The organism is Psychrobacter frigidicola (assembly GCF_007997305.1).
GTDB classification, from domain to species: domain Bacteria; phylum Pseudomonadota; class Gammaproteobacteria; order Pseudomonadales; family Moraxellaceae; genus Psychrobacter; species Psychrobacter frigidicola.
Window position 1 is genome coordinate 1,385,634 of record NZ_VORZ01000001.1, and the last position, 14,452, is coordinate 1,400,085.

Consider the following 14,452-nt stretch of genomic DNA (forward strand, 5'->3'; position numbering starts at 1 on the left):
TATATTAATTATACTAGCGTCAGATTTATATTTGGTTACCAAGGAAAATCCATGAAAGATTTAAGTAAAATTACTGAAATTGAAGACCTGCGCCAAGTCGCTCAGCGTAAAATACCGCGCATGTTTTATGATTATGTAGATTCAGGTTCATGGACTGAGACCACTTATCGTAATAACGAAACCGACTTTGACCGTATTAAATTACGTCAACGGGTACTGGTTGATATGGAAGGGCGCTCGCTTGCTACTGATATGCTAGGCTCACCAGTAAAAATGCCAGTGGCTATTGCACCGACTGGCTTTACCGGCATGATGTGGGCAGATGGGGAGATTCATGCCGCACGGGCAGCAGAGAAGTTTGGCGTGCCTTTCTCTTTATCAACGATGAGTATTTGCTCGATTGAAGATGTCGCAGAAAATACCAGTGCGCCGTTTTGGTTTCAGCTATATATGATGCGCGATCAAGACTTTATAGCCAATCTCATTCGCCGTGCCAAAGCCGCCAATTGCTCAGCGCTTATCTTAACGGCCGATTTGCAGGTATTAGGCCAACGTCATAAAGACATTAAAAATGGTTTATCCGCGCCGCCAAAACCTACCCTAGCCAATATCCTAAACCTGATGACCAAGCCAGAATGGTGCCTGAATATGCTTGGCACCAAACGCCGAACCTTTGGTAATATCGTCGGTCACGCCAAAAATGTTGAAGACCTTTCCTCCTTATCAGCATGGACAGCAGAGCAGTTTGACCCTGCGCTAAGCTGGGACGATGTATCCCGTATTAAGGACATGTGGGGCGGCAAGCTTATTATCAAAGGTATCATGGAGCCAGAAGATGCGATATTAGCAGCGCGTAGTGGTGCCGATGCGCTAGTAGTCTCGAATCATGGCGGTCGTCAGCTTGATGGCGCGCCCTCCTCTATTGCTTCCCTTGCTGATATCGTGCAAGCGGTACGTGCTGAGAACAGTCAAATCGAGATTTGGCTCGATAGTGGTATTCGCTCTGGCCAAGATGTGCTCAAAGCAATGGCCTTAGGCGCTAATGGCACTATGATTGGACGGGCGTTTTTATACGGCTTGGGTGCGTATGGTGAAGACGGCGTGCGCCGTGCGCTTGAGCTTATTTATAACGAGTGTGATATCACCATGGCATTTTGCGGTCATACGGATATCAATCAAGTAACCGATGATATTTTAGTTAAAGGCACTTACGAACATCTCAAAACCGCGCTACCGTATGTCGCGCCGATGCGCTGGTAAACGATATAAGTATGGATAGGAGCAAATAAGATAGAGCACTGATAAGTGTTGGTGGAGCTGAACGCTTTCTTTATACCTATCATACCCTTTATACTCTACCCATACCTTTTGATTACTATAGCGCTTTATGACTATTCAACAACTGTTAAAAACGGCTCCGGTCACCACTATCCTACTAGTCTGCTTCATTGGCTTGTATGTACTACAAGTGTTGTCAGGCGTTGATGCCAATAACCCTTCAACTGAGCAACTGCTACATTGGGGCGCAAATGCCCTTCCTTACACTATGGGTGATGATCCATGGCGCTTGGTCAGTAGTGCTTTTTTACATATTGGCTTTATGCATTTATTGTTTAATAGCTTTGCCATGTACTTTTTTGGCCAGATTGCAGAGCCCATGTTTGGTTCAGCTAAATTCTTACTGCTATTTTTACTAGCCGCCGTTGGCGGTAACCTGCTGAATAATCATATTACTTGGCAAGGTATTTTGGACGCGACTGCACAGCCGGGATTATCCGCTGGTGCGTCTGGTGGTATTATGGGTATCGGGGCGGCATTATTGATAGCTGCCCTGTTTAAAATATCCGTGAATAACATGGTGCTGAATCTTAAAAGCTTAGTATTTATCATGGGCATTAACTTAGTCTACGGTTTTGCGGTACCGGGTATTGATAATGCCGGACATATTGGCGGCGCGCTGACTGGCTTAGTGATTGCACTAGCAATAGGCATTGCGCATCGCCAACGTTCGGCTGCACTTGTACCATTGCCAACTCCTCCCCCTAATTATCAGATGGACTATCAAAGTAATCACTCTAATGACCAGACGGGCTATCAAAACAATTATAATGACTCAAACGGCAATGACCAAACCACTACTATAAATCCTGATATTTATTCCAGCACTCCTCCTGCTATACCTATTCATACTAAGCCCGCTATCATTTGGCAGATATTACCGTGGATAGTGATATTACTGGTGACCATTGGTTTCGTCTGGTGGTGGCAAGATATTCATAATCAAATATTACAAGTATTAGCCGCCGTATAAATACTATTTAATTCAATCTTACCTAATTGCTAATGAGAGCCGACTATGTCAAAACTTCCTACGTTAACTGTTTCTGCATTAAAAGAAAATGCAACCTCTATCGTTAGCACGCGCACCTTGGTTAATGCTTTAACAGCAACCGCGCTATTTAGCGTAGCAGGTATGGCAAATGCGGCGTTCTTTAATAACCTACCAGCGGATCAAGATGCGGTATTAAGCGTGGGCGTGAATGTCTTAGTCAACAATTCAGCTTATGATTTGGATGACAATAATAAAGTCCGCGTATTGCCCGGTGTCTTTTATGACAATAATAAGTTCTATGCGCGCGGTGCCCAAGCCGGCGCCTATTTAATTAATGATGGCACCAATCAGCTCGCGGCCTACGCGCAACTTGATGGCAATTCATTTGATCCTGATGATGCTAACGGTGCACTATCTGGTCTTGATAAGCGTAAGTTATCAGCAGCGGCAGGCCTTAGCTACATGCGCCTTACCCCTGTCGGTGGCTTCCGTGCACAAGTCGCTACTGATATCTTAGATCATAGTGGTGGCAATAGCGCCCGCTTGAGTTATCTTGCTAAAATCACTAAAAACAAGCTAACGGTCTATCCGAGCGTTGGCTTTGAGTTTTATGATGATGATTACAACAATTATTATTATGGCGTTAGTGATGAAGAGTCAGCACGTACAGGGGTTGACGCTTATGAGTCTAATCAAAGCTTGAATCCTTATGTGAATGTTAGTGCCAATTATGACTTTAATGATAAGTGGGCAGGATTTGCCAATCAAAGCTTGAGCTTTTTACCGAATGAGCAAAATGACAGTCCAATGGTGAACTCACGTACGGATTCAACGACGACACTTGGGTTGTTGTATAAGTTTTAAAGTATTTTTAGAAGTTTGATATAAAAAAAGACCTTAACGCATTATGTGGTGAGGTCTTTTTTTTGCACTAGCCATAATTTGGGTTAGTTTTATCAAGGTCTGACAGAAAGTGCAGGCTAAACGTAATCCATCCCGCAAATATTATGATTATAGAAATTAAGTATTAATTTTTGAGACATTTTCGCTAATCTCTTGGATAGCCGCCTTTAATACATGCAAACATATTTTTGCGGTATGTTCTCTTGGATTAAACCCAAAACTCATTTGCTGATATGGATGAGTATAATTGCGAAAGTCTCTAAGCGTATGGCTAAATCTCTGAATATCATGTTGTACCAGTCCCAGCTCATACGCAACATCAATAAATGAGCTTAGCGACCATTTGGAAAGTTCGTACACTTTACCTGATTTATCCTTGGGAGAAGATTTTGCAGTATTAAAATGTCTGGGGTATTGATTAGCCAGACCTAATAAAACCCCTTCGAGAGTACTACCTGCAATAATAATTACAGATAAATATGCATCTGAAGAATAACACCTTTCGATTTCTTTTATTCTCCCTTCAATTACCTCAGAGACCATCCCTTCTAATCCAATTTTCTGTACTGAAATATTTGAAAATTCTCGACTTAGAAATTGGTTTTCAGTAGTAGCATGATTAGATTTTGAAGGCTCTTTAACCTCAACTTTATCTAATCGTTGAAAATTAATATCAGCGCTGTTACGAATTACCTTCCATTTATCGAAAGCAATATATTTATTTAGGGTTTCTATACACTCATCAAGATGTTCTAATTTATCTATAAAACTTGCAGGGTATAACACTGCCTTAATGCATTGCTCCATCCTAGGCGTGCCATTGATGATCTCTAACTTTTGATTAGTATATATCGAACGAGATGGAAAACCCTGTCCATAAATATCGTTAAATCCTAGACTATTGAAGAAATCAACCAGCTGGAAACCTTTTCTATAACTTGTTTCCTCGTTAATCAGCATACGTAGTTTTTCAAGCGACTTTGTATTTAAATTCATAGACAACCTCCAGATATATCTATGCATCATAGCATGAACATTTACACCTATAACTAGCTATAAACTTTATGGAGAAAGGGTATGATTTAACGAAGCATTTGCATTTTTAATAAAAAAAGACCTTGCCACATTACATGACAAGGTTTTTTTATTAAACTGCAAAAACCGCTTCTTTTTCTTAAGAAGGATGCACCATATCTTCAGGGGTTACCCACTCATCAAACTGAGCTTCAGTTAGCAGCTGAAGTTCAACCGCAACTTGCTTAAGGGTTTTATCTTCCTTATAAGCCGTCTTTGCAATTTTCGCGGCATTCTCATAACCGACATGACGGTTCAATGCGGTCACTAGCATTAAAGAGTTATGTAAGTAATAGTCGATTTTCTCTTTTACTGGCTCAATACCGGCAGCACAGTGTTCGTTGAAGCTATTGCACGCATCGCCTAACAGCTTAATAGACTGCAATAAATTGAAGGCAATCACCGGTTTAAAGACGTTTAGCTCAAAGTTACCAGACGCGCCAGCCATATTAATAGTGGTATCGTTACCCATGACTTGAGCGACAACCATCGTCATCGCTTCTGACTGAGTGGGATTCACTTTGCCCGGCATGATAGAGGAGCCCGGCTCATTTTCTGGAATAGTAATCTCACCGATACCGCAGCGTGGACCTGACGCCAACCAACGCACATCATTAGCAATTTTATTTAAGCTACCCGCTAACGTTTTTAGTGCACCTGAGGCAAACACTTCAGCATCACGCGCCGCTAAAGCTTCAAACTTATTCGGTGAAGTGACAAATGGTAAATCCGTCAATGTTGCTAATTGCTCAGCTGCTTTTACCGCATAATCAGGATGAGCGTTTAGACCCGTACCAACCGCTGTACCACCCAGTGGCAATTCATATAAGCCTTGTAGCGCATTATCAATACGGACAAGTGAGTGATCAAGTTGGCTCACATAACCGCTGAATTCTTGGCCTAAAGTTAATGGCGTGGCATCTTGCAAATGCGTACGACCAATTTTCACAATGCTATCGAATTCTTTGGCTTTTTTATCCAAAGTATCGCGTAGTGCATTTATCGCAGGAATCAATAAGCTATTAATCTCACGCGCAGCAGCCACACGAATAGCGGTTGGGAAGCTGTCATTGGTTGATTGCGCATGGTTGACATGGTCATTCGGGTGAATCGGCTGATAAGTGCCACGCTCAGAACCCGCAATCTCATTCGCACGGTTGGCCAATACTTCGTTCATGTTCATGTTTGACTGGGTGCCAGAACCCGTCTGCCAGACCACTAACGGAAACTGGTCGGTTAAGCCACCATTAATCACTTCATCAGCGGCTTGGATGATTAAATCACGCTTGTCAGTATCTAAACGCTCTAAGCTCGCATTGGTAATCGCAGCGGCTTTTTTGACCATTGCCATCGCTTCGATCATCGGACGCGGTAAAGTCTCACCACCAATCTTAAAGTTCTCGCGGCTACGCTGTGTTTGGGCGCCCCAATAAGCATCTACCGGCACTTCTACGTTGCCCATGGTATCTTTTTCGGTACGAGTTGCCTGATTCTGTGTCGACATAACTGTCCTCTTTAATGATTGATTGCGAGAAGAAAGAGCCTAAACTGTGACTCATTTGACTAACCATGCATGTCATTTACAATATAATAGCACGACTTATCACAAATATCTCAAGGACGGCTTAAGGTTGCGATGACATATTTACAATCATAATAATAGATACTGTATCGCTAAAGCCAATTATTTATAGTAAAAATTAAATTTTAAATTAAAAAAGGTAATCAAAATATGATCACCAACATCAACACTTGTGATGATAAAAAGTTGCAGGCTCAGTCGGAGCAGCAACCAGTCATTAGCAATCCACCCAGACGCCAGTTTACCCGCCAGCGTCGTCAATTAACTGACAATCAGCGCCAACACTTTGCCCGTAATGCCAGTTTGCACTTAACTAAACTACAGCAGCGCTTGCCTACCAACGCCCGTATTGGTTTATATTACGACGGCTTTGGTGAGCTTCCGACTCAGCCATTAGTAGATTGGTGTAAACGCTTAGACTATCGGCCTTATTTGCCAGTGGTTGGGTCATTAGGCAATGATGATAAACGCCTGCGTTTTGTGGCTATTCACCAATCAAAATTATTAAACATACCAACGCGCATACATAGGCTTGGTATGAAGCAAAATCACCATCGCCGATTATTGTGGGCGCGGGAATTGGATGTGATTATCTGCCCCTTAACAGCGGTTGATAATTTTGGTAATCGCATGGGTATGGGCGGTGGTTTTTATGATACGACTCTTGCTAAGAGCTATCAATCCGGCTCGAAAAAACCATTAAAGATAGGCTGGTGCTATGACTTTCAGGTGGTTGAGCAACTTGCACGCCAATCTTGGGATGTGCCGCTTGATGGGTTGATTACGCCTAGTGGCCTGAGATGGTTTAAATGATTATTAAAAAAGCTAACCATGACGACAAATAAATCAGTTGCTGACTATCTCGCGGCACATTTATCAGCTGATGATGATACCAATACGCAGGCTTATAATGATAAGTTTAGTGAGTCAGAATTAGCGGCGACACTGAATGCTGAACGCTTAGAGGCGCTACTGCAAGAATGTGATAACTTTTTAGCATTCACTGAACAGGATATAGCAGACTTTGAAGATAAACCTATTAAAATTACGGATAAAACGAATGATAAAAAATAAAAACGGCAGTAAGTGATAAGCCTACAGCCGTTAATAATGATTAATTTAACTATTTTTAATGTTTAGAGGCCGTCTTTATAACACCATTGCCGCAATCCAACCAAACACCAATAATGGAATATTGTAATGAATAAAGGTCGGTATCACGCTGTCCTTGATATGGTCGTGTTGTCCATCGACGTTGAGACCAGACGTTGGACCAAGGGTCGAATCTGACGCGGGAGAACCAGCATCGCCAAGCGCACCAGCCGTACCAATAATCGCAACGGTAGCTAATGGCGAAAATCCAAGGGAAATACACAGTGGCACATAAATCGCAGCTAAAATCGGAATGGTGGAGAATGACGAGCCAATACCCATCGTCACAATTAGCCCCAGCAATAGCATAACAAAAGCGGCCATCGCTTTATTGCCTGCAAAAATGGACGTCGCGCCATCAACTAAAGGTTGGATTTGCTCGGTTGCTTTCATGACTTCGGCAAAACCCTGCGCAGTAATCATAATAAAGCCAATCATGGCCATCAGCTTAATACCGTCGTTAAAGACCGTATCCGCATCACGCCATTTGACCACACCGGTGGCCATAAAGACGCCAAAGCCAAACATAGAACCAAGTAATAACGAGTCGGTATAAAGCTGAACCACGAAAGCGGTGACAATGGCTGCTAGTGCCACGAGCGTTTTGAGCTTACTTTGCGCTTGGGCATCCGCAGCCGTTTTACTTAAAGCGTCGCCATCTACCACGGCATCACGCGCGTCTTTATCAATGGTCAGCTGTTGATACTGACGCGGCTTGCGATAACTAACAAAGACTGCAATTAATAAACCTACGAACATGCCTAATGCTGGAATTGCCATTGCTTTAGTGACTGAGATATTACTGACATCTATACCCGCTTCACCGACGTTTTTGAGCATTATTTGGTTGAGATAAATATCCCCAAAACCATAAGGAATAAACATGTACGTGGTCACCAAACCAAAGGTAATCAGACAAGCTATTAGCCGTCTATCAATGTGCATGCGATTAAATGCCAATAGCAATGGTGGTACAAGCAGGGGAATAAAGGCAATATGAATCGGGATTAAGTTTTGGCTAAAGCAGCTCATCATGACCAGACCAGCAAACAGCATATACTTAATCATTCCACTCGTACCACCAGCGTCAATACGCTTGATGACAGCACCTGCCAGCGACTGTGGCAATCCTGAATGGGCAATCGCTACCGCAAACGCCCCAAGTAAGGCATAAGAGAGTGCAATTTGTGCCCCATTTTTGATACCTTCTTGAAAGGCCGTTAAGGTATCAGTCATACCGAGACCCGCTATCAGCCCGCCAGCCATAGCCCCAATAAGTAAACTCAGTACCACATGTACTCGCGCCAGTGACAGCCCCAGCATAATGACTACCGCGAGTAGCACTGCATTGATGGTCATGTTTTAGTCCCTTTACCTTTGTAATGTATTACCTAATTTTCAGCCAATTTTTTAATGCTGTTGTCTTAAACACTTATGCTCATTTTTTATAATGCTTCCGCACGTATTTAAGACGCGCGCCAGTTTACCTTATTTTGGCTTTAAAACCTACGCGCAGAACCTCGCAGACAGCAAGCCGACCCACACTATTTTTATTCTCTTAAACCATAAGCCTTGCAATTTTTTCTGGGGTCACCATTTATTTAAACATGAACCACCAACTTGACTTTACAAGTCTGGTTAATAAGGAAATAGAAGATATGACTGACTATAATATTGATAAAGACAACGTTGACATTGAGATCGACACTGAAATTGATACTGAGACTGGCGCTGAGAGCGAGATTGATACCGTAAGCGAAGAAAGCGAGTCTGTAACCACAGACGATACCAAGCCGGATACCTACTTACCGCTGCTTGCCCTTAGAGATGTCGTCGTCTACCCACATATGCAAATTGCGCTATTCGTTGGTCGTGCGCCATCGGTTAAAGCGGTTGAATTGGCACAAGCCAAATATGGCGATAAAGTACTGGTCGTTGCGCAAAAAGATTCATTAACCGAAGATATTGACCAAGACAACTTGTACCAATATGGTACCGTGTGCCGCATCGTTAGCACCATGCCACATGACAGCGATGAAAATTGCATTAAAGTCCTTATCGAAGGTCAATACCGCGCGCGAGTCGATGCATTAGAAGAGCACGACGACGTTTTAATGGCAACCTTTGAGCGTGCTGACCTTGACGTGCAAATGGATGACAGTCAACAAAAAAACACCATGAAAGCGTTAACTGGCCTTTTTGAAAGTTATGCTGATGCCCGTTTGCGCAATGCTCGTGAGCTTACTCGCGTGGCCAAACGTATCGACGATTTACTTGAGCTGGTGTATTTCATCTCCACCCGTGTATCGATGGACTTGGATGTTAAACAGTCGTTTTTGGAAAAAGACGATCTTAAAGCACACATTAATACGTTGACTGAATACTTAGTTAAACAAAGCGCTGAGCAAAATATCGAACAAGATATTCAAGATGCGGTCCGTCAGCAGATGGAAGACAATCAGCGCGAATACTTCTTAAATGAAAAAATGAAAGCCATTAAGAATGAGCTGTCAGATATGAATGACGGTGCATTTGATAGCGATGACGATGTCGGTGAGCTTGAGCAGCGCCTTGAAGATGCTGACTTGCCAGAAGATGTGCGCAAAAAAGCCGATCAAGAAATGAAAAAGCTCAAAATGATGCCACCAGCGTCTTCTGAGTCTTCAGTCGTCCGCAATTATATTGAGTGGATTTTAGACACGCCGTGGAACGCAACGACTAAAGTATCGATTAATCTAGATAAAGCAAAAACCATCTTGGATGAAGACCATTATGGCTTGCAAGATGTGAAAGACCGCATCTTAGAATACTTAGCGGTTCAGTCACGCGTGAAAAAACTTCGTGGCCCGATTCTATGCCTCGTCGGTCCTCCTGGTGTTGGTAAAACCTCTCTTGGTGAATCAATCGCACGCGCAACGGGTCGTAAGTTTGTGCGTATGGCGCTTGGTGGTGTCCGTGACGAAGCTGAGATTCGTGGTCACCGCCGTACTTATATCGGTGCTATGCCTGGTAAAATCGTGCAGTCACTGGCAAAAGTTGAGGTTAAAAACCCGCTATTCTTGTTAGATGAAATTGATAAAATGGCGCAAGACTTCCGTGGTGATCCGGCATCAGCATTATTAGAAGTATTAGATCCGTCACAAAACCATAGCTTTAACGACCATTATCTAGATATGGATCTGGATTTATCGCAAGTGATGTTTATCTGTACTGCTAATAGTATGGATATTCCAGCAGCGCTTCTTGACCGGATGGAAGTTATTCGTCTACCGGGTTATACCGAAGCAGAAAAAGTCAGTATCGCGAAGAAATATCTGGTGCCAAAAGCCATTAAGAATAATGGTTTAAAAGAAGGCGAAATTGAGATTGTTGAAGCGGCATTGCATAGCATCGTGCAGAGTTACACCCGTGAAGCCGGCGTGCGTAACCTTGAGCGTGAAGTCAATAAAATCTGCCGTAAAGTCGTTCGCGGCTCGGTTGAAGCTCATGGCGCACGCGCACCGAAAAAAGATGAGCGTCAGCTGGTCGTCGTTGATGATACGAATATTGACGACTATCTCGGTGTGCATCAGTATGACTATGGGCTTGCCGAAGAAGAGCCTGAGGTTGGTCGCATTACTGGATTGGCATGGACTCAAGTGGGCGGCGAGCTGCTGACTATTGAAGCTGTGGCTATGAAAGGCAAAGGCGAGCTTATCTTCACCGGCTCCCTAGGCGATGTCATGAAAGAGTCTATTCGCGCAGCGATGAGCGTGGTTCGGGCGCGTGGTGACAGCTTGGGTATCGATTATGAAACCTTTAAAACGACCGATGTCCACGTCCACATGCCAGAAGGTGCCACACCAAAAGATGGTCCATCTGCTGGTGGCGCACTAACGACAGCATTAGTCTCAGCCATGACGGGCATTGCCATTCGCCCAGAGATTGCTATGACTGGTGAGATTACCTTACGCGGTAAAATCCTGCGCATCGGTGGTCTTAAAGAGAAACTCTTAGCAGCGCATCGCGGTGGTATCAAGCATGTCTTGATTCCAGCGACCAACGAGCGTGATTTGGCTGATATTCCGGATAACGTAAAAGCTGGCCTGACCATTCAGCCAGTAGCAACGATTGATGAGATATTAAAAGTGGCCTTGGTCAGTATGCCAAAGCCACTAAAGCCCGCTAAAGTTACGGTTGATAAAACCAAAGGCAAAGTCTTACATAACTAAGCTAAGCGCTAATCAATAGCGTCTGAATAAAACCATAAGTTAATCAAAGCCGTTCACTATTATAGTGGGCGGCTTTTTTGTGCGGTAAATAATTCTATAGTCGTGCTCATTAAGTGACTGTGCTATATTTTAGACAAATGTTTGTTTGGTGAAAAATATGACTTCATATCGTTTAACTATCCCATTCCTGATTATGAGCTTACTGCCTTCAGTCGTTTTGCTTGGTTGTCAGACAACTGAAGGTAATCAGATTAAACCCCTAACTGTTGAAAGTTCGGCTTTAGTAAACGATAAAGAGATGGAAGCGCTGATTGAGCGAATCTATAGCGAACCAAATGAACATATAAGATCATGGAAATTACCAGAGCTTCCGGTAAGCACGCTCAACCGTTATGACTGGCAATTGATTGAATGGCTAGATAAAACAGGCAGAATTATTAACCTTGATGCTGAACGACCAGTACTAATGGATGTGCGACCAAGCAACTTGATATTTGACTATGATTGTCAGCGTTATCGTGTCGACCATAGCGATTACAATGATTATAAGTACAGCCCTTATCTTGTCTCTACCCTTACTCCGCCTTCTTGTTTAACAACCCCTGTACCATCATCAAGCCATTCACTTTCATCAGAGCAGAAACAACAGCGCTACAAAATAGTTGAGAACTTAACAGCACTATTCCCTCGTTACGGTAGAGGGAGTTTTAGCTTCCAGCTGATATCACAAAAACCGTCAACCTATCAACTGGTCTTAAAAGCTCAAGATGATACGCTGACTTTTAAAGGTAGTGTAAAAACGATAAAGCCAACGTCTGGATTACCTATTACCAAAGAATTTCTTGAGAGTCATAAATGGCGACTCGTAAGCGCTATTAACAGTAATCAGCAGCCCATTACTGAGCTTAACTATCGTGGCATTCCAATTTATAGTGGTTTTTATACTAGTAATGAGCGCAGCAATGCTGGCTTTAGCGCCAACTGTAATGGTGTTGGTGGACCGTATATTTTGACGCCTGACCATATATTGTTAATTGGTTCTGGCGCACAGTCAATGATGGGCTGTGGTCCAAAGCGTGAGGCGGCAGAAGATAAGATTAGAGAGGTCGAACAACTGAGCCGTGGCCAGCTATCGCTTAAACAGTATCCAGACAGTGATGAAAGTGTTGCTAAGATTCCTTATTACCTACTCACTCAAAAGCTTGATTCAGGTGACACTTTAATTTGGAAGAATGAGAAAAAAGAGTAACGCTAAGCTTTTTATAATCATTTTGAGAGGTTTGTTATGACAATTTTAAATAGCTCTATTCTCCCGATTATTTTTATAAGTTTGTTTGGGGTGGTTGGTTTGGTAGGCTGTCAGTCCGCTCCTATCAAAAGCTCAAAGCCGCCACCCACAGTCAATATTCCGACTATGGATACGCCTGCCCCTACTAAAGAGATTGTCGTAAAAGAAGCTCAAGTGATTCAATGGGCTAATGGGTATGACTGGCAGTTACAACAAGTCGTTGATGCTCAAGGCAATACTATTACCATACCCACTTCGCCACCTATAAAGCTTGAGGTAGCGCCTGATATTATTAATTTATATCAAGGCTGTCAAAATTATAGCCTTGAATTCATGACATTATTAGCGCCACCTTTTCCCTATCATACCTCTGGTACTCCTCAACCGCAGTCGGACTGTATAGAGAGTGGTTCCGATAATGTTATTAACAATAGTGGCAGTATTATAGAAACATTATTTCCTAAATATCCGTATTTTAACTTTAATATTCAATTGATATCGCAAGCTCAACCTACGAAGACTACCCAAACTGCGCCCAAACGACTGGCGCTTGTTATCGAACATGGCAATACCTTTATCTTTCAAGGGACGCCCAAAATTCTGCCCAAACCGGCTGGACTACCCATTACCGATGAGCTATTGGCGGATTATCAATGGCGACTTGTTAATGCTGTGAAGAATAAATATGACAACAATGGGAAATTAGTGTCGAAAGCCCTGATCAGTGATTTTTACCACCCCGACTTTCCGATTTCGCTGAGCTTCCCTGACTATAATAACAATCAGTATGCTTCTTTTTATTCAAACTGTAATTATGGTGTTGGTGGAAGTTATGCCTTATTGGAAGATAACACCCTACTGGTGGGCAGGGGTGCTCAAACTGCGATGAGCTGTGGTTTAAATGGTGATAGAGTTGAGGCAAGACTCTCCAAGCTGATGACCCGTAGTAAAAGTCAGCTAACTTTAAGTCTGCAACCTGCAAAACCAGCGTTAGAAACCCAAGCTGACTTTCCACACTACAACTTACTACAAACGATGGAGACGGGCGAAACCTTATTATGGCAAAACGAGCCTATCCCCACACCTAAGCCTTATCCTAATTCAAGTTTGAATAGTGACTTAGTAGATAAGGTTGAAACAGAAGCTGCAAATACTGACTAAAATTTTTGTGATACTAATCCCAAAAAAATTAACTTTATAGAGAATAGAAACATAACCAATAAAAAGGCCAAGCAATCAATACTCGGCCTTTTAAGTCACGAATTAAATGCTAAAAACCAGCTATTTAACAGTTACCGTCATATAGTAAGGCTTAGGCGTGTTACCTTCACGAGCTTGATTGCGCGGCTGTAATACACGAATCGTATGCTCGCCTGTTTTATCAAGTGTGACCGTTTGATTGCTTAAATCTGGTGAATTAGCACCATAAAGTATAGGATATAAGTCATCATTGCCAACGATAGTAGCGCTTATACTTTGACCTTTTTTGGCATAGATTTGGTATTCACAATAGTTACTTCCTTTAATAGCACCCGCTCGGCTCACATCATAGCTGCCCTTTGCCATGCGCAATTCTTTGACACCGCAATCTGCTGTGTAATGCATGTCACCACTTTGGCTAGCAGCTGAGGCGGTAGTCATACCTGTACCTATCATGCCCACAAGTAGCGCAGTTGATCCTGCTAATTTAATCAATGTTTTCATATTAATCCCTTATAGTAGTTATAGAGAATAGTCGTTATACATAAGCTATTTCTATTGAAAGTTATATATTATTATTGATAGTTCGCATTTCTTATAATGCACTATTTTGCCTCACGACTAGTCATTTGACCATTTCATTTCGTGAGCTTTTCTTAAGCGTTTGTTAAGGGCTCTCTTTCTATACTATAGATGATGTGTTATCAGCA

General features: G+C 42.7%; 12 protein-coding genes. 8 read left to right on the forward strand and 4 right to left on the reverse strand.

Going from position 1 to position 14,452, the window contains the following annotated elements; all coding sequences use genetic code 11:
* Window positions 1-51 precede the first annotated feature (51 nt).
* The 3 genes from ES754_RS05645 to ES754_RS05655 all read left to right on the forward strand — a co-directional run bounded on the left by ES754_RS05645 (window position 52) and on the right by ES754_RS05655 (window position 3,196).
* On the forward strand, window positions 52-1,260 hold the full coding sequence (locus ES754_RS05645) for an alpha-hydroxy acid oxidase (protein WP_147222824.1): 1,209 nt from the start codon (window positions 52-54) through the stop codon (window positions 1,258-1,260).
* 127 nt (window positions 1,261-1,387) lie between these two features.
* Window positions 1,388-2,311 carry a rhomboid family intramembrane serine protease gene (locus ES754_RS05650; RefSeq protein WP_147222826.1) on the forward strand — a complete coding sequence of 308 codons (924 nt, stop codon included), beginning with the start codon at window positions 1,388-1,390 and terminating at the stop codon, window positions 2,309-2,311.
* Window positions 2,312-2,356: 45 nt separating this feature from the next.
* Entirely contained in the window at window positions 2,357-3,196 is an 840-nt protein-coding gene (locus tag ES754_RS05655; protein WP_147222828.1) for a MipA/OmpV family protein, read from the forward strand.
* A 156-nt stretch (window positions 3,197-3,352) separates the two neighbouring features.
* Here the strand turns inward: ES754_RS05655 and ES754_RS05660 are convergent, their stop codons facing one another.
* Window positions 3,353-4,231, reverse strand: coding sequence for a hypothetical protein (locus ES754_RS05660; protein WP_147222829.1), 879 nt, complete (start codon window positions 4,229-4,231; stop codon window positions 3,353-3,355).
* Window positions 4,232-4,409: 178 nt separating this feature from the next.
* Entirely contained in the window at window positions 4,410-5,813 is a 1,404-nt protein-coding gene (gene fumC, locus ES754_RS05665) for a class II fumarate hydratase (RefSeq protein ID WP_147222831.1), read from the reverse strand.
* 228 nt (window positions 5,814-6,041) lie between these two features.
* Between fumC and ES754_RS05670 the strand changes: the two genes are divergently transcribed.
* Together ES754_RS05670 and ES754_RS05675 are read left to right on the forward strand one after the other, a co-directional pair.
* Window positions 6,042-6,704 carry a 5-formyltetrahydrofolate cyclo-ligase gene (locus ES754_RS05670; RefSeq protein WP_147222833.1) on the forward strand — a complete coding sequence of 221 codons (663 nt, stop codon included), beginning with the start codon at window positions 6,042-6,044 and terminating at the stop codon, window positions 6,702-6,704.
* A gap of 18 nt (window positions 6,705-6,722) precedes the next feature.
* Window positions 6,723-6,965 carry a hypothetical protein gene (locus ES754_RS05675; protein WP_147222835.1) on the forward strand — a complete coding sequence of 81 codons (243 nt, stop codon included), beginning with the start codon at window positions 6,723-6,725 and terminating at the stop codon, window positions 6,963-6,965.
* A 75-nt stretch (window positions 6,966-7,040) separates the two neighbouring features.
* Here the strand turns inward: ES754_RS05675 and ES754_RS05680 are convergent, their stop codons facing one another.
* Window positions 7,041-8,402 carry a Na+/H+ antiporter family protein gene (locus ES754_RS05680; protein WP_147222837.1) on the reverse strand — a complete coding sequence of 454 codons (1,362 nt, stop codon included), beginning with the start codon at window positions 8,400-8,402 and terminating at the stop codon, window positions 7,041-7,043.
* A gap of 299 nt (window positions 8,403-8,701) precedes the next feature.
* Here ES754_RS05680 and lon point away from each other — a divergent pair, with 299 nt between their 5' ends.
* The 3 genes from lon (at window position 8,702) to ES754_RS05695 (ending at window position 13,703) form a co-directional block, all read left to right on the forward strand.
* Window positions 8,702-11,254, forward strand: coding sequence for an endopeptidase La (lon, locus tag ES754_RS05685; protein WP_147222839.1), 2,553 nt, complete (start codon window positions 8,702-8,704; stop codon window positions 11,252-11,254).
* 157 nt (window positions 11,255-11,411) lie between these two features.
* Complete coding sequence (locus ES754_RS05690; protein WP_147222841.1) at window positions 11,412-12,503, forward strand: META domain-containing protein; 1,092 nt, start codon at window positions 11,412-11,414, stop codon at window positions 12,501-12,503.
* A 36-nt stretch (window positions 12,504-12,539) separates the two neighbouring features.
* Window positions 12,540-13,703, forward strand: a complete 1,164-nt coding sequence (locus ES754_RS05695) for an META domain-containing protein (protein ID WP_147222843.1) — start codon at window positions 12,540-12,542, stop codon at window positions 13,701-13,703.
* Window positions 13,704-13,823: 120 nt separating this feature from the next.
* Here ES754_RS05695 and ES754_RS05700 read toward each other — a convergent pair whose 3' ends face one another.
* Complete coding sequence (locus tag ES754_RS05700; protein WP_147222845.1) at window positions 13,824-14,246, reverse strand: hypothetical protein; 423 nt, start codon at window positions 14,244-14,246, stop codon at window positions 13,824-13,826.
* Window positions 14,247-14,452: the final 206 nt, after the last annotated feature.